At 37.3% G+C, this 21,972-nt stretch carries 14 protein-coding genes and 2 pseudogenes; 6 read left to right on the forward strand and 10 right to left on the reverse strand.

Annotation, left to right across the window (positions count from 1 at the left end):
- Positions 1-25: 25 nt before the first annotated feature.
- From ACG9ZL_RS18285 to ACG9ZL_RS18305, 5 genes are all read right to left on the reverse strand, one after another.
- Positions 26-559 carry a DUF2059 domain-containing protein gene (locus tag ACG9ZL_RS18285; protein ID WP_419328736.1) on the reverse strand — a complete coding sequence of 178 codons (534 nt, stop codon included), beginning with the start codon at positions 557-559 and terminating at the stop codon, positions 26-28.
- A 55-nt stretch (positions 560-614) separates the two neighbouring features.
- The gene (locus tag ACG9ZL_RS18290; protein WP_336954565.1) at positions 615-1,148 is read right to left on the reverse strand and encodes a DUF2059 domain-containing protein; all 534 of its coding nucleotides are present in this window, start codon (positions 1,146-1,148) and stop codon (positions 615-617) included.
- Between the two features lie 10 nt (positions 1,149-1,158).
- Positions 1,159-1,707: a hypothetical protein gene (locus ACG9ZL_RS18295; protein ID WP_336954566.1), complete on the reverse strand. Its 549-nt coding sequence runs from the start codon at positions 1,705-1,707 to the stop codon at positions 1,159-1,161.
- A gap of 82 nt (positions 1,708-1,789) precedes the next feature.
- Positions 1,790-3,316, reverse strand: coding sequence for a fumarate hydratase (locus tag ACG9ZL_RS18300; protein ID WP_004726542.1), 1,527 nt, complete (start codon positions 3,314-3,316; stop codon positions 1,790-1,792).
- Positions 3,317-3,540: 224 nt separating this feature from the next.
- Positions 3,541-3,744: a hypothetical protein gene (locus tag ACG9ZL_RS18305; RefSeq protein WP_419330601.1), complete on the reverse strand. Its 204-nt coding sequence runs from the start codon at positions 3,742-3,744 to the stop codon at positions 3,541-3,543.
- A 413-nt stretch (positions 3,745-4,157) separates the two neighbouring features.
- Between ACG9ZL_RS18305 and ACG9ZL_RS21320 the strand changes: the two genes are divergently transcribed.
- Positions 4,158-4,514 carry a class I SAM-dependent methyltransferase gene (locus ACG9ZL_RS21320; RefSeq protein WP_512700348.1) on the forward strand — a complete coding sequence of 119 codons (357 nt, stop codon included), beginning with the start codon at positions 4,158-4,160 and terminating at the stop codon, positions 4,512-4,514.
- Between the two features lie 343 nt (positions 4,515-4,857).
- Positions 4,858-7,044 carry a TonB-dependent receptor gene (locus ACG9ZL_RS18315; RefSeq protein WP_419361063.1) on the forward strand — a complete coding sequence of 729 codons (2,187 nt, stop codon included), beginning with the start codon at positions 4,858-4,860 and terminating at the stop codon, positions 7,042-7,044.
- Positions 7,045-7,193: 149 nt separating this feature from the next.
- On the opposite strand, the gene pta is transcribed toward ACG9ZL_RS18315, so the two are convergent.
- From pta to ACG9ZL_RS18330, 3 genes are all read right to left on the reverse strand, one after another.
- On the reverse strand, positions 7,194-9,335 hold the full coding sequence (gene pta, locus ACG9ZL_RS18320) for a phosphate acetyltransferase (protein ID WP_336954569.1): 2,142 nt from the start codon (positions 9,333-9,335) through the stop codon (positions 7,194-7,196).
- 218 nt (positions 9,336-9,553) lie between these two features.
- Positions 9,554-10,771 (reverse strand): acetate/propionate family kinase, encoded by a 1,218-nt coding sequence (locus ACG9ZL_RS18325; RefSeq protein ID WP_336954570.1) that lies wholly within the window; start codon positions 10,769-10,771, stop codon positions 9,554-9,556.
- Positions 10,772-11,189: 418 nt separating this feature from the next.
- Entirely contained in the window at positions 11,190-12,455 is a 1,266-nt protein-coding gene (locus ACG9ZL_RS18330; protein WP_336954572.1) for a glutamate-5-semialdehyde dehydrogenase, read from the reverse strand.
- Between the two features lie 303 nt (positions 12,456-12,758).
- Here ACG9ZL_RS18330 and ACG9ZL_RS18335 point away from each other — a divergent pair.
- A pseudogene (locus tag ACG9ZL_RS18335) lies at positions 12,759-13,806 on the forward strand (alpha/beta fold hydrolase); the annotation flags it as partial.
- A gap of 77 nt (positions 13,807-13,883) precedes the next feature.
- A pseudogene (locus tag ACG9ZL_RS18340) lies at positions 13,884-14,111 on the forward strand (alpha/beta fold hydrolase); the annotation flags it as partial.
- Between the two features lie 90 nt (positions 14,112-14,201).
- Here ACG9ZL_RS18340 and ACG9ZL_RS18345 read toward each other — a convergent pair.
- On the reverse strand, positions 14,202-15,047 hold the full coding sequence (locus tag ACG9ZL_RS18345) for a class I SAM-dependent methyltransferase (protein ID WP_419361069.1): 846 nt from the start codon (positions 15,045-15,047) through the stop codon (positions 14,202-14,204).
- Positions 15,048-15,284: 237 nt separating this feature from the next.
- Entirely contained in the window at positions 15,285-16,304 is a 1,020-nt protein-coding gene (gene nagZ, locus ACG9ZL_RS18350; RefSeq protein ID WP_419361072.1) for a beta-N-acetylhexosaminidase, read from the reverse strand.
- A gap of 196 nt (positions 16,305-16,500) precedes the next feature.
- On the opposite strand from nagZ, the gene ACG9ZL_RS18355 reads away from it, so the two are divergent.
- Together ACG9ZL_RS18355 and ACG9ZL_RS18360 are read left to right on the forward strand one after the other, a co-directional pair.
- Positions 16,501-18,684, forward strand: coding sequence for a carboxy terminal-processing peptidase (locus tag ACG9ZL_RS18355; protein WP_336954577.1), 2,184 nt, complete (start codon positions 16,501-16,503; stop codon positions 18,682-18,684).
- Between the two features lie 209 nt (positions 18,685-18,893).
- Positions 18,894-20,969: a bifunctional diguanylate cyclase/phosphodiesterase gene (locus ACG9ZL_RS18360; RefSeq protein WP_336954578.1), complete on the forward strand. Its 2,076-nt coding sequence runs from the start codon at positions 18,894-18,896 to the stop codon at positions 20,967-20,969.
- The last annotated feature ends 1,003 nt before the right edge of the window (positions 20,970-21,972 follow it).

Below are 21,972 nucleotides of genomic sequence, written 5' to 3' on the forward strand. Positions count from 1 at the left end.
GCGAAGCTCTCTTTTCTTATTTGTTTTATTGAGTATTTGCAGACTTTTTTAAAGCATCTAATTTTTTAGTTACTTCTTTAAAATCTTCAGATGCATTTTGTACACTTTTAATCAGTTGGCTGTTCATGACTTTCATGGTTTCTTGAGCAACTTGAGGTGTTTTTTTCAAAATTGACTGTCCAATAGCACTTGAATAAAAATCAATTTGAGCTTGAACTTCTTCAGCACTGTATATGTCTTTATAAATCTTAAGATAAACGGGTTTGATTTGATCCCAAGCAACAGTTTTTTTACTTTGCTCATACATTTTGTCAGCAAGTTCATTGGCGACAATTTGTTCTTGTGGATTGAGCTGATCTTTTTTGACCGTCATTTGAATGATTTGATAAGCCTGTTGATCTAGCTGAGGACGAATCTGTTGTAATGTTTCTTGCAGCAGTTCATCAATATTCATGACTTTCAATAATTGTTGAACTTGTTGATCTGAAGCGGGCGCTGCAAAAGCAAAATTTGTGGTGATACATGCGCTTGCAAGTAGTAAGTGTTGGAATAATTTCATAAAATACCTATAGGATCCTGCTGTAATTAACATCATAAAATGATTGAGTGAAAGCTTAATCAACCTGAAGAATTGGCTTTAAAATCGTTTCCATTTTTTCCTTCAATGCTTTTTGATTTTCTACTTTCATCATTTTTTCTTGAGAAAACGTTGTGGTTTCTTGCATGACTTCTGTCATCAGGGTGTTCATCTTTTTATTGATAGATTGTCCAATCGGTGTACTTAAAAAAGCGATATTGGCTTGAACTTCTTCTTCTGTAAAGGTCTTTTTAAATAATGATTTAAACATGTTGAGATATTCGGGGTCAGTTACCAGCTGTTGTTGAAGATCACTATACAGCGCACTAATTTGTAGTGCTGCATTTTGTTGATCGATATTCAATGTTTGAGCACCCGTCACTTGGCGGACAAGTGCTTCTGCTTGATCGTCAAAGTAAGGTTGCATATCGCGGGTACTTTGTTTGAAAATCTCTGAGATATTGGAAAGTTGCATCAACTTGTCGACACTTTTATCTGTTGCTGGAGATGCAAAACTTGACACTGTGATACAGCATAAACTTAAAGTTAAAACGAACTGCTTAATTTTCATAGGTTTTCCTTTATTTATTTTCATCTAAATGATGCAGTTGCTGAATAATTTCTCCAATTTTATTGCGATATTGTTGGATAAATTGAGGGTCATTGACTGCCTTATGAATAGCAGCATTGCTTTCTATGAATATTTCTGTGTCAATATTGGCAAGTTTTGTGTACAGCTCTTGGCTCAACCTTTTATCACGCTGATAGAGCATTTCAATTTCTTGAGAACTTAACGATTCTAAAAGAATTTGTTTGGTTTGAGCGATAAATTGTGGATCTCGGAGAATATTTTCTGGTATTGCCTGATAAATTTCTACAATTTGAGGGATGATTTGTTTTTCTTCATCAGTGAGTTCTATTGTACTTAATCCGTTTTTGATTAAATCTTCTGCTTGATTTTGATAAATCCTTTTTGCACTTTCATTGTATTGTAGGCGCCATATCTGATTGATAATAATACCTTGCGCTAGTCGGTCAACGACGTCACTATCTGTGTTTGAAGCAAAACTTTGAATAGAGATCAAGCATACAAATAACCCAGGAAAAAAAATATATTTTATAAAGTTCATGATCTGACTCAAAATAAAAAGCACTCTAATCATAGAGTGCTTTTTAAGTGATGCTCAAGCTTAATCTAAGCTTTAGATCAGATTATTGTGCAACAGCATCAACCACTGGGATTTTACCAATTTTGGCTTGCCAGATTTTAGGTGCAGTCGCATGAATAGAAGTACCATTGACATCAACTGCAACAGATACAGGCATGTCTTGTACTTTAAATTTGTAAATAGCTTCCATACCTAAGTCAGCAAATGCAACAACTTCTGCTTCACGAATGGCTTTAGATACTAAATAAGCAGCACCACCAACAGCCATCAAATAAGTCGCCTTATTATCTTTGATTGCTTCAACAGCAGCAGGACCACGATCCGCTTTACCAATCATACCGAACAAGCCAGTCGCTTCAAGCACTTGACGTGTGAACTTATCCATACGAGTTGCTGTTGTTGGGCCAGCAGGGCCTACCACTTCATCGCCTACAGGGTCTACAGGTCCTACGTAGTAAATGAATTTACCTTTAAGATCTACAGGTAACTGTTCGCCTTTATTCAACATATCAACCATGCGTTTATGCGCGGCATCACGACCTGTATAGATAGTACCGTTTAATAATAAAGTATCGCCCGGTTGCCATGAGTTCATTTCTTCCTGTGTGATATTGTCTAAGTCAACACGTTTAGATGTTGAGGTATCCCAAGTCACTTCAGGGTAATCAGAAAGTAAAGGCGCTTGAATATGTGCAATACCTGAACCGTCTAACTGGAAATGAGCGTGACGTGTTGCAGCACAGTTTGGAATCATACCCACTGGTTTACCAGCAGCATGACAAGGGTAGTCTTTGATCTTGATATCAAGCACTGTGGTTAAACCACCAAGGCCTTGTGCACCGATACCCAATGCATTTACTTTTTCAAAGATTTCAATACGCAGTTCTTCGATTTGGTTCTGTGGACCACGACGAAGTAACTCGTCCATATTGATTTCTTCCATGAGCGATTCTTTTGCAAGCATCATGGCTTTTTCAGCAGTACCACCAATACCAATACCGAGCATACCAGGAGGGCACCAACCCGCACCCATCGTTGGTACAGTTTTAAGTACCCAATCTACGATCGAATCAGAAGGGTTAAGCATTGCCAGTTTAGATTTATTCTCTGAACCACCACCTTTCGCTGCAACAGTAATATCGACTTTATTGCCTGGAACGAGTTTGTAGTGAATTACAGCAGGTGTATTGTCTTTGGTATTTTTACGACCAAAAGCAGGATCTGCTAAAACTGAAGCGCGGAGTACGTTGGAGTTTTCTAAGTAACCTTGGCGGACACCTTCATTGATTGCATCATCTAAGCTCATGGTTAAATCAAATTTAACATCTAAGCCCACGTCAACAAAGACGTTAACAATACCAGTATCTTGACAGATTGGACGATGACCTTCTGCACACATACGTGAATTAATTAAGATTTGTGCAATAGCATCCTTTGCAGCTTGGTTCTCTTCACGATCATAAGCACGGCTCATCGCTTGGATAAAGTCTTGTGGATGATAGTACGAAATGAACTGAAGCGCGTCCTTGACCGATGTGATCAAGTCATCTTGTTTGATAATAGTTGTCATATCAAAAATCTCTTGAGCGGGCTGTTAGCTAGCGGGCTAAATTATACGTGATATTGCTTGTTTTGTGGTGGCTTAGATCTAATTTCAGCCTAAAGTTTTATGATTTTATTTGAGAAACTCAGCTTATATTTTGGTTGATCAAGTCAACTTTTCTACTTTATATATATTCAACCTGTCAAAAAACTTAGATACATAAATATATTTCTCTTAATTAGTATTGTTAATTACATCAATTGAATGGAAAAATAAATTGTTTGATTATAAAAAAGCTTGCAATGCCACACCTTACATTCAACGTTTAAATGTCTTTGCGTAGGTGATGCCTCACTTGTCGTAGGGGATGTCAAACCTTGCGCTGCAAACAAAGCCGTGCTTTGTTTTTGCTCATGGGTGAGGGGTACGTCCTGTATTCCCGCCCACGGCGACATCCATGTCGTCCCACGCTAGGATAACTATCTAGAATTCAAAAATACAAAAACTTATTCATTGCCAAAACTTCTAAAATTCATACAAAAACAGGGTAATTCTCCCTTAAAATAATTGAACTTAAAAGGAGACAATCGAATAATCTTATTGAAATAAATTTCAGATTTTACAGGGTAAAAAGCTCAATACTTTTTGAAGTCGGAAGCTTGGGCTGAATAACAACAATATGGAAAACTATACACATCTTGCGGAAAATATTATTGAAATTTTAAAAAAAATGCCCGTGCATGGACTGATTTACGTGGGGAATTTCTTTATGAAAAAGCGTGGTTGGATCGCTTTTTAACTTTTAATTCCAGCTCACTCTCATATTCTGGATTTGGGCTGTGGTTCAGCAAAGCCCATTACTGCTTATTTGATTGAGCAAGCGAATACAGTGACAGGTGTTGATAGTTCTGATGTGATGATTGAAATGGCGAAACAGAATTTTCCTGAGCACACTTGGATTTTAGCTGATATGCGAACAGTAAATTTAGATCGCAAGTTTGATGCAATACTTGCTTGGGATAGTTTTTTCATCTTACACCACAAGATCAGAGAAATATGTTTGAAATTTTTAATCCATATACAAAAGCTGGTGCTACTTCAATGTTTAGCAGTGGACCATCCCAAGGGGAGGCGATTGGAGAGATGTTTGGTGATGCTCTGTATCATGCGAGCTTATCATCGGCTGAGTACCACGAACTATTTAAAAAGTATAATTTTGCAGTGATAGCGATGATTGCAGAAGACCGTAATTGTACAGGACATACTGTTTGGTTAGCCAAGCGAATATAAAATACCTAGATGAAAATAAATTAAGCAATAAATTAAAAATATCTAAAAATTTTAAGATTCTCAAATTAAGAGACTCATCTATTTTAATTGTGAGTATTAAAGTTATTTTTTAGTTAAATTTCTAAATAAGAAAAAAAAGCCTATCTCCTTTAATGTACTTTTCACGTTTATTTTATTTACCTATGATTATTTTGTAGTTAAATTAGCATGTTATTGTAAATTTTGGTGAGAAATTGTATTATAATGATAACTATTCTCATTATGTTTTCGGTGTAATCATGCCTTTTGTTAAAAAAAGCTTAACTTTAATGATGCTGTCGACGGGAGGACTTTTCGTTTCCTCTCTAACATTTGCAAATACAGATAGCAGTGAAGAACAGAAAAAAAGTACAGCAACGCTTCCCACGATTGTAATTGAAGCAATGAATGATGGTGACCCAATAAAAACATATGTGGACTATAAACAAGCCAATGTTACGAGAAATGGTTTAGATAAAAAAGATATACCACAAACGATTGATACAATTGATGTTTCTAAATATAAGCTATATGGTGCAAATGATTTGAGTGTCATGCTACAAGGCACACCAGGCGTTTCAACCAGTTACGATATGCGTGGTGATGGTATTATGCTGCGTGGGTTTAGTGCGGATTCTGGGGATATCTATCGTGATGGTGTGCGTGAAAGTGGACAAATACGTCGCAGTACCGCCAATGTTGAACGAATTGAAATTTTAAAAGGTCCTGCATCTGTATTATATGGCCGTAGTGGCGGCGGTGGTGTGATCAATATGGTCACCAAATATGCAAATTTTGACTCGGGAAGCTCAGTTGGGGCATACGTGGGTTCTTATGACAATGTTGGCGGAACGCTTGATATTAATAAAGTACTTAATGATAACTGGGCTGTACGTTTGGTTGGTGAAAAGTCCGATACCAATAGTTTCCGTTCAGAAATTGGCGCCAATGAGGAAATGATTTCTCCAAGTGTGACTTATCGTAGTGATGATGAAAAGCTACTTTGGACAACGGAATTTACTTACGACAATATAAATCGAGTTCCTGATCGTGGGCCTGCTTATGATAATTTGCCTGCAGGAACTTCAATTAAGATGGGGTTTGCTCAACCTGGTGATTATGTAGAAGATATTCTTCAAACAATGCGTACAGATGTTAAATATGAATTTGCACCAAATTGGAAATTTCATTGGGGCTTAAGCCATCGTGAGTCGGAACAAAATTTTGATCATTTTTATTTAGGCTCTATGTGTACTGCTGACGTGAAGCCAACGAATACAAATAAAGGGTGTTATAAAGGTTATATCAATCAAATTTATTATTGGCAACAGACAACCAATAAAACCACAACCAATACTTGGGATATAACTGGTGAGTTTAATACTGGGACAATTAAACATAATATTCTAGTCGGTACAGACTGGTCTTATGAGCAGAGAGAACCCTTACTATCAAATAAAAACAAGGATGGCTCATTGATTTATGGGTTTGTTAATCCATTAACAGGTGATCGTTTTAGTAACCGTGGTACAGGGCATATTACTACCTCGCATAATTATAATGAAGGAACAAATTATGCGCTTTTCCTTCAAGATCTTATTAGCTTCAATGATCAGTTTAAAATGATGTTAGGCGGGCGATATGATTACTATGAATCAAAAACCACAAATAAATTAGAGAGTTCAACCTCATATCGACAATCACGCGAAGTTAAAGACGAGACATTTAGTCCAAATGTAGGTTTTGTATGGCAACCCGTCCCTGAGCAAAGTCTATATGCATCTTATAGTCGAAGTTTTTCACCCTTTGGTGGTAATATGGGCGTCAATGTTATAAATGCAACTGATGACCTAAGCGCATTTAATTATGAGCCACAATATCTTGATCAATATGAAGTGGGTATCAAAAGTGATTGGCTAGATTCTAAGCTAAACACCCAACTATCTGTATTCAATATTAAAAAACATAATATTCGAGCGCGTAAAGATCCAGATGATAATAACTCGCCTTATGTTGTTATTGGTGAAAATGAATCTAAAGGATTAGAGTTTAGTTTTATTGGTCAGGCACTGAATAATATTTATGTTCGAGGTGGCTATGGTTATACAGATGCCAAAATTACTAAACATGATGTAAGACCTGAATTAGTTGATAATAATTTACGCAATGTGTCCAAGCATACAGGCAATTTATTTGTACGTTATCTTCCTACCGAAAAAATTTATGGCGAGGTTGGTGCAACCTATATGGGGGATTATTATACTTCTGATGAAAATACCATCAAAATGCCAGATTGGACTCGTGTAGATGCTGCAATTGGTTATAAAGACGATAAATGGGGCGCGACGATTGCTGTAAATAATTTAACGGATAAAGAATATTGGCGTTCAAATGCAATGCCAGGGACTCCTCGAAATTATTTATTCCGTTTAAACTATTTCTTCTAAACTTTAATCTCATCGGAAAAGAGGTTGCCTGATTACCATGATAGCAATCTAATCGTTTGGTCAGATGAAAGCATGATGCATGCGTTTATAGTAAGTCGATAATAAAAACCACCCAATTGATTTGGGTGGTTTTTATTATTAGTAGAGAATTAATGTGTAGTTTGTTGTTCTGACTGAATCGCTGTCAATGCAATGGTAAACACAATATCATCCACCAATGCTCCACGAGACAAATCATTTACAGGTTTATTTAAACCTTGCAGCATTGGACCAACACTGACGACATTGGCAGAGCGTTGAACCGCCTTATAAGTCGTATTGCCCGTATTGAGATCAGGGAAGATAAAGACATTGGCACGACCTGCAACTTGAGAGTCAGGGGCTTTAGAACGGCCAACACTTTCAACGGATGCAGCATCGTATTGCAAAGGGCCATCAATCAATAAATCTGGACGACGTTGTTTGGCAATTTCAGTGGCTTTAGCTACTTTTTCGACTTCTGCACCTGCACCTGAGGTTCCTGTTGAATAAGAAATCATGGCAATACGTGGGTCAATACCAAATGCTTTTGCTGAGTCTGCGGATTGAATTGCAATCTCTGCCAATTGCTCAGCATCTGGATCGGGGTTGATTGCACAATCACCGTATACATAAACCTCATCTGGCAACAGCATAAAGAAGATTGAAGAAACCAATGAGTACTCTGGTGCGGTTTTGATCAGCTGGAATGCTGGGCGCACCGTATTGGCGGTAGTATGTACAGCACCAGAAACCAGTCCATCGACTTGATCAAGTGCCAGCATCATCGTACCAAGGACCACAGTATCTTGCAGTTGCTCACGTGCTTGTAATTCGTTGAGTTTGCCTTTACGTAATTCAACCATTTGCGTCACGTAGTTTTCACGGATCAGATCTGGATCAATAATCTCTAAATCCACAGGAAGTTCGATATTACGTGCTTTGGCGACTTCAAGTACCGCTTCAGGTTTTGCTAACAATACACATTGCGCAATACCGCGTGATTGACAGATCGCTGCGGCTTGAATAGTACGAGGTTCATCGCCTTCGGGCAGTACAATACGTTTTTTTGCAGCAATTGATTTTTGTACCAATTCATGACGGAATGCGGAAGGGGATAAACGAGGTTTATAGTCACCGTTCAACATCTGGGTCAGCCATGCTGGATCAATATGGCTTGAAACGAAACGGGTCACTTGATCTGCGCGTTCGGTATCATCCACAGGAATTTCATTGCTTAAATTGGCAAGCTGCTGTGCTGTTTCAAAGGTACTGAGTGGTGTATGTAAAATAGGTAGACCATTTTTAATTGCAGACTGGCAGAATTCTAAAACCAATGGATTTGGCTCATGATGTTCAGTTAAAACTAAACCTGCGAGTGGAATGCCATTGCTGGTGGCTAAACTGCTCGCCAATAGCACATCAATACGATCAGAAGCACTGATAATCAGTTCGCCTGCAACGAATTTTTGTAGCTCATGTTCAATATTTGAAGCAATTAAGCTACTGTGCAATACACGACGTGTGTTAGCTTTGCCCTGATTAATCCATGTGGCTTGAATTTGTTTAGCTAGGTCTGAAATACGTGGCACACTTAAGGTATCACTGAATGGAACTAAGCCAATAATTGGGAATGCTGCTGAACCAATGTGTGCATAAGTTTTTTGAATTTCAGTTTTAAATTTTTCAGTATCTGCAACTAAACGTAAACTTGGATCAATGGTTACTGGAATTTGTGCAGATTCAGCAGGTAGACCACGAGTACGCATAAACAATACGCCCGCATTACGCGATGATGATGCTCCACCAAAATTACGTACTTGTGCTTCAACTTTTTCAGCAGTTTGTTCTGGTTTTTCGATATTGGCATTGCTGACGAAGATGACTTTGGCATCTAAAGCTTGCGCTAAAGAGGCATTTAAATCACTGGCAAAAGCATCACGAGCAGTTGGTACTAAGCCCTCTACAATCACAATGTCATGGGACTTTGCAATTTGGCGTTGTAAGCTGACCGCTTCTTCAAGGAGTTCATCTGTTTCACCATCATTGAGCTGTTGTGTGATTTTTACATAAGCTATTGGTTCAACTGTATCTAATTTTGAAATATGACGGTAAAGCGCAGTTGTGCGATCTGGTTCAGTGATTAATTCTTGTGAAAATGGTTTTAAAAAACCGGCTTTAACACCGTGGCATTCCAATGCATAGACCAAACCTAAACACGCCGACGTTAAGCCAACGCCTTCCCCAGTCGGAACCAATAAAATTGTTTTCATAGACGATTCTTTAATCAGTAAATAGTGTGAATTCATGGATAAATTGAAGATGAATATCTCCAATCATCTACAAGACTGGTTTATATATTTATGCCAGCTTAAACGATTACAAAATAGCTTTATATCAAAAATCTGATTAAGATCATTATAGATAATGATCTTGAGTATGCTGCTATTTCAACATGTACACGCAAAGCTCGTACAAGACTTACGACAGCTTAAGCTGTCGCAATATCAGATTCAGGCTTTTTTGCAGCCTGTTGTACCTCGTGTTCTACAACATGAACCGTTTCTTTAGCGATTCGACCTTCTTCATCGGTTGGAATTACCCAAATTTGAGGGCCTGTTCCTGCATCAATTCGACCTTCTGTTCCACGTTTTAAACCATCATTCTGTTCTTTGCTAAGGTTGAAACCGAAGTGAGGTAAGTAAGCAACAGTTTTTTCACGAATGTAGGCAGAGTTTTCGCCAATACCACCAGTAAAGAACAAACCATCGATACGTGGTAAGCCACAGCTTAATGCAGCCAGAGATTTGGCTAAACGATAACAGAATACTTCAATCGCTAAAGTTGCATCTTCATTGCCTTGTTCTGAGGCATCAATCAAGGTACGCATATCATTTGAAAGATCAGATAGGCCTAGTAAACCTGATTCGCTGTTTAGCATTTTATCAATTTTATAGATATCCCAACCTAAGTTTGAAGCAAGGAAGCTATGAATGCTAGGATCAACATCACCACTACGTGTGCCCATCACCACGCCTTCGAGCGGGGTAAGTCCCATGGATGTATCGACACTTTGACCGTTCCAGATTGCGCAAGTTGAGCTACCGTTGCCTAAGTGTGCTGTTAACCAACCGCCATGTTTGTAGCTACCCGCAAGTTCAGAACCACGTTCAGAAACATACGCATGACTGGTACCATGGAAACCATAACGACGAACATTGTGTTGTGTATAAAGAAACTTTGGTAAAGCATAACGATATGCATGTGCAGGCATGGTTTGATGGAATGCTGTATCAAATACTGCAACCTGTGGTAATTCAGGGAATAGGCGCATTGTCGCATCAATACCGACTAAATGAGCAGGATTATGCAGCGGTGCAAGCGGTGTTGCTTCACGAATTTTTTCTACAATTTCAGGTGTCAATAATTCCGCTTTGGTTAAGGTACCCCCGTGAACGACACGGTGTCCAATGGCTTGAGGCTTATATTGTGATAAGCGACCTAAGATAGTTTCTAAAGCTTTTTCATGGTCTGCATAAGGAATTGACAGTTCAAGAGGCTGATTACCCGCCGTGATTCCTTTAATACGTGCATCAGCAGAACCTAGGTTTTCTGCTAAACCAAAGATTCGATCTTCACGACGTTCAGAAACAAGCGCATATTTGATTGATGAAGATCCGCAGTTAATTACTAATACTGATGTAGACACGTTTGAATACCCGAAATTATAATTTAAAAAAGTCATCCTGATTGATCTGATTATGCTTGTTTATATAGGGCAAATTAGATCGGCAGTCATGTTGTACCATGTGTAGTTTTTTTGTCCTAGATAGACTTTAGGTGATTAGACTTTTGGACTATCGACCTGATATTGATTAATAATTAATATTTATCAATTGATTGTTAAAAATTATCACTCATTGCCGTTTTTATCTATCTGCATTATATAGTTTCTTGTAAATAATCTTGTCCTATAAAAATGATGTTGTTTTGGTGTTTTAAAATTTAATTAATTGTTTTTTTATAAAAAAAATTGAATTTAGTTATATTTTAACGATGTATTAAAAGTAAAAAACTCAGCATTTATTGTTAAGATAAATGCTGAGTCGAGTTATTCATGCTTGGAATTAATGACGAATCTGACCATCTCCCAAAACAATCCATTTTTGAGAGGTTAATCCTTCAAGACCAACTGGACCACGGGCATGAATTTTATCTGTAGAAATCCCAATTTCAGCACCTAAGCCATATTCAAAACCATCAGCAAAACGAGTCGAAGCATTGACCATGACCGAACTTGAATCTACGCGTGTCAAAAATTGACGCGCTAAGCTAAAGTTCTCGGTGATGATTGCATCAGTATGATGTGAACCATACTTGTTAATATGTTGAATGGCTTCCTCAATCCCTGTCACAATTTTCACTGCTAAGATTGGGCCTAGATATTCTTCATACCAATCCTCTTCACTTGCTGGTTTTACAGCGTTGCCTAAGATTTTTTGAACATTTCTACAACCACGTAATTCAACGTTTTTTTCTGCATAAAGCTCGGCGATACGTGGTAAAAACTCCTCAGCGATTTTTTCATCAACCAAGAGAGTTTCCATTGCATTACATACACCATAACGATGTGTTTTGGAGTTTAATGCGATAGGAAGTGCTTTATGTAGATCAGCTTGAGCTTCAACAAAAACATGGCAATTTCCATCAAGGTGTTTAATCACTGGGATGGTTGCCTCATTGGTGATGCGTTCAATCAAGCTTTTACCACCACGAGGTACAATCACATCAACATATTCAGACATGGTAATTAATTGGCCCACTGCAGCACGGTCAGTGGTGTTTATCACTTGTACACAAGTTTCAGGTAAGCCCGCTGCTTTTAAACCATGTTGGATGGCTTCAGCAATTGCTTGATTTGAATTCAATGCTTCAGAGCCACCACGTAAAATGATGGCATTGCCAGATTTTAACGCAAGTGAGGCAGCTTCAAGGGTAACGTTTGGGCGTGATTCATAAATCATGCCGACCACACCTAAAGGCACGCGCATTTTACCAATCTGAATACCTGTTGGGCGGAAAGCAAGATCCGTGATTTCACCAATCGGATCGACAAGACCAATGACATCTTTTAAGCCTTGTAACATTCCTTTAAAGCGTGTGGGGTTGAGTTCTAAACGATCAAGTAAAGCACTATCCAATTGATTGTCACGACCTTTGCTCATGTCAATTTGGTTGGCGGCCAAGATTTGCGGTTGACTATTTTCCAAAGCAGTATAAATCGCAGATAAGGCATTATTTTTTGCAAGTGTAGTTGCGCCTGCCAAAACACTAGCGGCTTGGCGTGCTTGCTTCCCTACAGTTTGCATATACTGTTCAATTGAGTCTTGCATAGCAGTTTATTTGATCATTAAAAATTTCCCTTTGATAGTAGCAGTCTAAGTAAAGCCAAGGAAGTATTTCACTGAAATAAACTTATTTTGTGTTGCCAGAACTCAGAATATTTTGCAAAGTCTTTTGCCATTTAAACTGGATAAACGGTCAATTTAGCGATTGCGTATAAATCACACATCTGTAAGAATGAAACAATAAGGACATTGAAGTGATACAGAATTTATACGTATCACGAATTTGAAAGAATAATGCGGGTCAAAATCTTGCATATTAAAAGAATAAAGCAAGGATGGAGGAAGGATATGAATTCCATTATCCAAATGGACACAGAATCACACCAATCTTTATCAAGCTTTGGTTTTTTCGACATATACCACAAAAATAGTTTTAAGCAGGAACCAAGAACAACTTGGATTGATGGCTGGAAAATTGAGTATATGGCGATCGCAGATCCACGAACAATTCACAATACCCCTATTGTGATTGTGGGTGGAGCATTCCAAAACTTTAACTCATATAAATATTGTGTCGAGCAGTTTTTTGAAAGTGGCCCAGTCATTCTGATTGATTTGCCCTCAATGGGCGCCAATCAACAAATCACCAATATCGATTCTGGCTTATCAGCAGGTACATTAGAGTTACCAGATCTTTCTCGTATGTTGGGACAGTGGCTTGATATTGTCGCGATTGAAAAGGTTGCCGTGGTGGGGATATCTTTAGGTTCTGTGATTGCTTCATTTTTTGTTGATCAACGTCCAGAATTGGTCGAGAAAATGATCCTGATGGGCGTCATGCAAGAAACGCGTAAAAGCTGGCGGATGCTGTTAGAAGAATCATTGATGCTGATGAAAGAACAACGTATGGGGGAGTTTGGTCAAGCGGTCATTTTGTATTTAGTCAATCATGCTAAATTAGACAAAACCCGAATGTCGCCTACAGCAAAAAGATTGTTCTTTAAGCAAATGGCTGAGTTTTCTCATACAGAACAAGAACGTTATGAAATCAATTGTAATCGCTTATTGCGGTTAAACCATGTGCCGGTCCCTCAAGTCAATACGCTGGTGGCATGTGGTCAATACGACAGTTTTACCTTACCCCATGAAAATGCAAACTTTGCTTTGCAATGTCCAGACATGCAGTTTGCAATGATTGCCAATGCAGATCATGTTCCACAATTACAGCGTCGTAAAGAAACCATGACCTTATTCACTACTTATTTAAAAGGTGATTCTATTCAAGGGCTAGATGGCATTGTTAATTTCACACGGGAACAAATGCAACATATCGAGCGCCGTGGAGAACAACGTATTCAAGTGCTTGATCCGCATCGCCAGTTGAGCCACCGCCATTCAAATAGAGTGATACAGGTAGATGTGATTGATTTAAATTATTTTGGTCTATTGATAAGCCTTGATCATCAACAGGATTTAGCTTTTGTCAATGAACATACCCGTGATTTGGCTTTAAACTTAAGTGATGATGAAGGTGAGTTTGCGATTGAATGTTTGATTTTTGAAACATCTGAATTTGGTGTTCGGGCTCTATTTAAGCATGGTAGCTTTGAAAATGCAGATCGCTTATTACGCTTTATCGCGCGCCAAACTCAAACAGTACCGGTGTGTATTGAACAAGAAAATGCTGTAGCTTTAAGGTAGTCAGGGTTTATTCTGTTAAAAAACCAGTCTTTTTCACTGGTTTTTTATAGTTAGGAGTTCAAGTCTCGATCATAGCAACAAATGATTGCTTTATCGTTGTGCATCAATCATCCACACCAAATCACCTAGATGTTCTTCAGCATCGTGTTCAATTGAATTTTTATTAAAATAGGAATTAGGCTGGATTACTTCAACTTTTTGAAAACCAGCTTGATAGATAAAATTTTTCACTTGTTCTGGATTGATAAAGTGAAAGGTAAAAGCACTTCGAGACATGATTTTTAATAGCTTGCTACTATTCCAAATCACTTTAGCCAGTTTGTTTTTTACAGGTTCAGGATAGAGGTCTGTGAGATAATGTAAGCTCTTGAAGTCTTGTCCGTACTGGGAAATCGATTGAATCAATTGTTGTAAAAGTGCTTTGGTAAAGTAGTTAATTAAACCTTCACTGATCACAACGAGCGGTCGTTGGGGATCAAATACGTCAAAGGCTTTTTTAAAATCGTCTGTAAATAAATCTACAGACAATACATCTGGGCTCGCGTTATCAATTTGCTTAAGCGCTGCTTGCTTAGTTTTTGCCATATCGGGCAAATCTAATTCACGATAATCAATCGTGGGATAATGTTGCCTAAACCACCAACCTCTTGGTGATAGTCCTGCGGCTATTTCTAATACTTGTAAGTCAGGAGACTGTTCGATCAGTTTAGCTAAGCGCTCATCTAACATAGTATGACGTTGTTTGAGTGTGGTACGCATACTGCCGCCTACATATTTTTCTCCCCAACTTTCTATTGGATGGGCAATCATCGCTAAAGTTTTACCCTTTGATGTAGCAAATAATGGATGAGAAATTCCCATTTTATACCAAATATAGCCTGTGTAATGGGCTGTAAATGAGATATGGCGGTGCTTTGAAAGTTGTTGGTCTGACATAGTTATCCTTAACTTATATTTTTTCTAATTCGATGATTACGAAAACAATTAAAAAGAAGACTAAAATTTAATTTTACTCAGTTCTTCTTTTTTATCCTTCCCAATGCACTATTTAGAGATATGCATTTTAAGCTTTTTAAACTGTTAAAAAGCTTAAAATTTTCTCTTTCTTTTTATAAAAAGAAAGAGATGTTAATTTTTCTAGATCAACATCATATAGATGTGTTTCTATTCTTTTTAAAGTGAATTTTTAAATTCTTCAATGACTTTTTTGACAGTTTGCCATTCATTTCCAAGCTCAAATTTTTCACCAATGGTGATATCTGGAATTTTGCCACGCATACGTTGTAAACGTGCTTGATTTGGTAATGGTAGATTGTTAATTCCAGCCAATGCAATACATGCTGATTCACGATTATTACACACCAAGCCCATATCGCAACCAGCTTCGAGAGCAGCTCGGATACGTGCGTCTGCTCCGCCTGCGACACAAGCAGCTTGCATACTTAAATCATCTGAGAATAACACACCATCAAATTGAAGTTCTTGACGTAAAATCGTTTCAATCCAATAGGGTGAAAAGCCCGCAGGATTTGGATCTACATTTTCATAAATAACATGTGCAGGCATAAGTGCATCCAGCTGGGTTTGTAGCTGAATAAAACTTTGCATATCATTATTATAAATATCTTGGTATTCACGTGGATCAATTGCTGCAGCAACATGAGAATCTGCTTTAACTGAACCATGTCCAGGGAAGTGTTTGCCTGTAGTTGCCATACCAGCACGTTGCATCCCTTTCATAAATGCACTAGCTAGTGGCACAATATCTTGTACATTTTTTGCAAAGGCGCGATCGCCAATCACATCACTTATATCATTGAGATCTAAAACAGGGGCAAAACTAAAATCAATCCCGACAGCAAGCACTTCAATTGCCATGAGCCAACCACATTGTTCAACCAGTGTTAATGCTTTTTCAGGTTGAGTTAAGTAAAGCTCACCAAAATGCCCCATAGCTGGTAGTAGAGTAAACCCTTGTTTTAAGCGTTGTACTCGCCCCCCTTCTTGATCAACTGCAATAAGAATGTCTGGGCGAATTTGGCGCATATGATCGGTTAATGCGCGAACTTGTGCAGGTGATTCTATATTTCTTGAAAATAAAATCATGCCACCGACTTGCGGAGTTTGTAATAGTTCAATATCTTCTTGAGTAAGTTCTGTGCCTGCAATATCAAGCATCAATGCGCCGATCATAGGAATCCACGGTTGTATTTATTTAAACTGGGAAACAATACCCGATTTCTGCAATGATTTGCTACACTTAGTCAGTACAGATTATGCTAAAACTACACAACATAAACAGATAAAGTCGTTTAAGATATTGAAACTGTTGAGTTCAGATTGAAAAACGATATAGAAATTGGAAAACCCAAGGAAGTATTAAGAATTTATGAAAATTCAAACTCTCGCTTGCGCTATAGCACTTGCAACAGGTGGTTTATTCTTTACCCATACCATCAATCAGGCAATGGCGGAAACCAATGCTACAAACGTGTCTCAATCGATTCATCCTTCACAAGATCAAGCTTTAGTGACACGTCAACTTGCAACATTGATTGACCGTCAGCATTATTTGAATATGCGTTTAGATGCAACCACATCAAATCGTATTTTAGACATGTATATTGATAGCCTCGATCCAGAGCACACATTATTTTTAGCTTCAGAAATTGAACAATATAAAAAACAGTATGGTGCAACACTTGGCGCAAAACTAAAAGCAGGTGATTTGTCTGGACCATTTGCGATTCATGCGCATTATCGAGCGCGTTTAAAAGAATTTTATGAATTTGAATTGGCTGAACTTAAAAAGACACAGAACTTAAATCAACCGAATGAGTTTATTGATGCCGATCGTGAAAAAGCTGCGTTTTTTGCAAGCAAAGCCGAGTTGCAAAACTATTGGCGTAAAATGCTGGTGTCGCAATTAATCAATCTCACTATTGCTAAGCAAGAAGATCAAGCCAAACAAAAAGCATTAAAAGATGATCCAACATTGGCCAATGGTCAGGATTTAGCCGCATCAGAAGATCTTACACCGGTTCAAACGCTTACCAAGCGGTATACCCGCCAACTAGAGCGTATTGGACGAACCAAGAGTGATGATGTGCTGGAACGTATCCTCAATGCAATGACCTTGACCTACGATCCGCACAGCAATTATTTTCCACCTGTTGATGCCATGGAGTTGAATCGTCAAACCACCTTACAACTTGAAGGTATTGGTGTTTCGATTCGTCCTGAGCGTGGTAATGAAGACTACACCAAGATTGAAACTATTGTAGATGGTGGGCCGGCAAGTAAGACTGGACAGGTTAAATCGGGTGATCGCATTATTGGTGTTGCACAAGATGGCAATAAGATGGTCGATGTGATTGGCTGGCCAAGTTCCGAAATTGTTGGATTGATACGTGGGAAACGTGGAACCAAAGTTTCAGTGAAATTGTTAGCTGCTGGTGCCTCTATGAGCCAAGCGCGAGTTGTCACAATTACTCGTGATGTGATTCAAGAAGAAGATGCTGGTGTCCGTTCACGGACTGTGGAACTTACACGTGATGGTAAAAAGCATAAGTTTGGTGTTTTAGAAATACCATCTTTCTATTTGAACTATCGTGCACGTCGTGCAGGGACTGAATATCGCTCTGTTTCAGAAGATACCAATAAAGCATTGAAGTCACTTGCAGCACAAAATGTTGAAGGCATTATTATTGATTTGCGTAATAATCCAGGTGGTTCTTTAGAAGAAGTTGCCAAAATGATTGGGCAGGTAATTAAAGAGGGCCCAGTGGTTCAAATCCGTGACGGTAACGGGAATGTGAGTGTGTTTGAAGACACCGACGGTGGTGCTCAAACTTATTCAGGACCTTTGGCTGTTTTGGTTAACTTAGCATCAGCTTCTGCCAGTGAGATTTACTCTGCTGCACTCCAAGATTACGATCGTGCAGTTATTTTAGGGAGCACAACAACAGGTAAGGGAACTGCACAAGTTCAATTAGATAGTCTTGCTTATGGTCAAGCGACCTTAACTCAGCGTAAATTTTATCGTGTTACAGGTGGAAGCACACAAAACAAAGGTGTGATACCAGATATCAAATTGGTTGATATTTACGATGAAGAGTTTGGTGAGCGTAAAGCGAAAAATGCCCTGAAATGGGATACGATTCCGACTGCGCCATTTAAACGTGAAGGTTCAATTCAACCTTATGTGGCACAGCTTGGTGAAAAATCAAAAGTTCGTACGGCAGGCGATTCTCAGTTCCAATATTTAGAGACGCGTAAAGCGATTGCTCAAGAAGCTAAAGATCAGAAACGAATCTCTCTAGATATTGATAAACGTAAAGCGGAGTTAATAGCGCTTGAAGCAAGAACATTGGCTGCAGAGAACAAACGCCGTACTGAAACAGGACTAAAACCATATTCAAATTGGGAAAGCTACCAAGCAAGTTTGGATGCTTTGGCTGAGTCGAGAGCAAAAATGAAAGTAAACCAGCGCCCAGCTTTGCCAGAAGAAGAGACTTTTGTGAATGAAGCTGCCAACGTTCTGTTAGATTTGGCACATCTAACAAGTAAATAACTAAAAATTCTATTTAGGTAAAATAAAAAAGCATATCTCGGGTATGCTTTTTTATTTCGATTTAAAAAATAACTTGACGTTCAATAGGATAGTGATATTTTAAGTAAAACGAACGCTCTTTAAAAAAGGTGAACCTTCTCGCAATTTTAGGTTGTATATATAAAGGTTGCTTATAACAAAAATAGGTTCATTACTGGAAGTAAATTTTTATGAGTTATATGAGTTATGATAGTAATCTCGTAATAGGCTCTGCATGTATTGCAGTTATCATCTGTTACGTAGCTATTTCATTAGAACAACTCATATTTACGCAACATTCGCCTCGCCAACAAAAAATTATATTATGCTTGAGTGGCATGGTTTTTGGGTTTGCAATTTGGGCAATGCATTTTATCGGAATGTTGGCTTGTGATCTACCACAAGGTTATTCCTTTGATCTAACATTCACAGTGATTTCATATATTATTGCTGCATTGGCGTCGACTTTTGCGATTTGGCTGACAACTCAAGAAACTTTGCCTATTGTACGGCTGATTTTGGGTGGATTGTTGATGGGGTTGGGAATTTCTGGGATGCACTATATCGGCATGCTGGGTTTAAATATTCCAAATCAACAAGTTGATTATGATGTTATTTTAGTGATGCTCTCAGTCATCATGGCTATAAGTGGTTCAGGATTGTCTTTCTGGCTCGCCTTTAAATATAAGAATTCTTTTAATCATAAGATGCTCTATAAAATTGCTGTATCGATCATGATCGCGCTCAGCATTGTGGGAATGCATTATATTGGTATGGCTGCGGCGACGATCTCATCGGTGCATGAAAAACATTTTGGAAGTCAACTACACGAAGGACAAGGTATTTTATTGTTTACCATTATTTTTGTAGCGAGTTTGATCCTTGTTTCTGCTTTTTGTGTAGCGATTTTAGAACGAAGATTAGAAGAACGTAGTTTACAGTTATTACAAGCCAATAAAGAGCTTGAAGACTTAGCACTTCAAGACAATCTGACTAAACTTCCAAATCGATTATTTCTAGTTGAATACACAGATGCTTTATTTTTAGGTTATAAAGAAATACAGACTAAAATTGCGTTTATTTATATTGACTTAGATCGCTTTAAATCAGTCAATGATGCGTTTGGTCATCATATAGGTGACGAACTTCTGGTTAAACTCGCACAGCGTTTATATCCTTTGCTCAAGGACGGACAAAGACTTATTCGTATTGGTGGAGATGAGTTCATTCTGATTCTTGAAGATTCTAATCGTAATGAAGCTGAAGAAATTGCTGAATTATTCTTACAAAAAATACAAGATGGGTTTCAAATTTCAGGTAAAGAAATCAATATTTCTGCCAGCATTGGAATTGTATTTTTTCCAGATCATGGGCAGAACTTACAAGATTTATTGATTAATGCTGATTCAGCCATGATGCAATCGAAAGAGCAGGGTCGTAATACTTTTAGTGTTTATAGCAGTTCTTTAGACCAACAACACCAAAGCCGAAGTCAATCTAAACTCATCAATGATTTATATAAAGCAGTAGAAGAACAACAATTTATTCTATTTTATCAACCTAAATTCACAGCCGACTACCAAATTTGTGGCGTAGAAGCTTTAATCCGTTGGAAGCATCCAACCCTAGGCTTACTTGCACCGAGCATGTTTATTGATGGTGCTGAGCAAACGGGTCTGATTATTCGTATGGGTTATTGGGCTTTAGAAAAAGCATGTAAGCAAATTCAAGAGTGGGAAGATAAAAAATATGCTTTTGGTCCCATCGCCGTAAATCTTTCAGCTGTGCAATTTGAACATAAGCATTTGATTGAAACTTTAGAAAAATTGATTCAAAAATACCATGTCAAGAATGGTAATTTAATTATTGAGATTACTGAATCTACAGCGATGCATCATATTGATGACAGTATTCAAACCTTTGAGAAATTAAGAAATTTAGGTATCCGACTGGCAATTGATGATTTTGGAACGGGCCATTCGAGTTTCTTGTATTTAAAAGATTTACCAGTAGATGAATTAAAAATAGATCGAGAATTTATCCGTAATTTGTGTGAAGGTTCAAAAGAACAAATCATTTTAGAAAGTATTATTCATTTGGCGATTCGTTTGGGTTTGGTGGTGACGGCAGAAGGTGTTGAAACTGAACAACAGGCGCAGATTCTTAAACGCTTAGGTTGTCAGCAATTACAAGGTTATTTGTTAGGCATGCCGCTACCGGTAGATCGTTTAGAAACTAATTATAGTATGGTTAAAGCTGTACCTTAAATATAAAAATATTGAATCATGTGACGAATTTAAACTGTCATTAAAACTAAATTTAAGATGATTATAATCTGATTTTACTTGAAATTTAAAATAATATAGTAGTTTTTTTCTCAGCAATATTAGTCGATTTATCGATTTTCTAAGTCCTAAGTCAGCTTTTCATTAAATATAATAAAATTTTTTAAATATTTTTATAGTAGTGTTTATTAGTTTCTTCGCTTTAAAAAGATACTAGTTTTATCTTGTTAGTTTAGGATTTTTTTAAACCGTACTTACTGTTTTTGCTAATATTGAATAAAAATCAAATAGATGTTGATTTTGAATTAAGTTTTATAAGGAGCCGGATGATAATAGTTAATCTTTTTTTAATAATCTGAAGTAATAAAAATTAATTTATATATTGAGCCTCTTGTAAAAATTTTTTTAGCTATATTAATTTAGAGTTAGAAGTTATTTTTTATCTTTAATATTAATTGGTTTATATGTTTTATTCTGAATGTGAAATATTTTAAGTCTTAAGTAGATGCTTTTTGTTTAAATTAAATGACAGCTTTTTAGTATTAATATGTATTATCTTATCATGATAATTCTATTTAGTTTGTTTTTTAGGCATCATTCACAAGCGATTGTTAAAATTATAAATCAACGTGAAATCCTTTCTCATTCTAGCTTTATCTCAAAGGGAGAAGAAACTTTCAATAAAAATATTATTCACTCAATATGATCATTTTTTGATTTATGAAATATATCTGTTTTAAATGTGCATTAAAGCTTCTGGTGTATTAAACACCTTTTAATCAACTAAATTTTATATAAAATAACAAGTTGTGTTGGTGTTAGTTACTTTTTTTTGAAGCATATGTTTTTTTGTTCTTAGTTTAAATTATTCTCTAAAAAATTTCATAAAAGAAGTAAGGTTTTAAAATTCATGGATATAAGCTGGCTATTTTCTTGTTTTTTAATATTTTAAAAGATGAGAAGTTCAATGAGGAATACGTTTTTT

The organism is Acinetobacter legionensis (genome assembly GCF_048551735.1).
In the GTDB taxonomy this organism is placed as follows: domain Bacteria; phylum Pseudomonadota; class Gammaproteobacteria; order Pseudomonadales; family Moraxellaceae; genus Acinetobacter.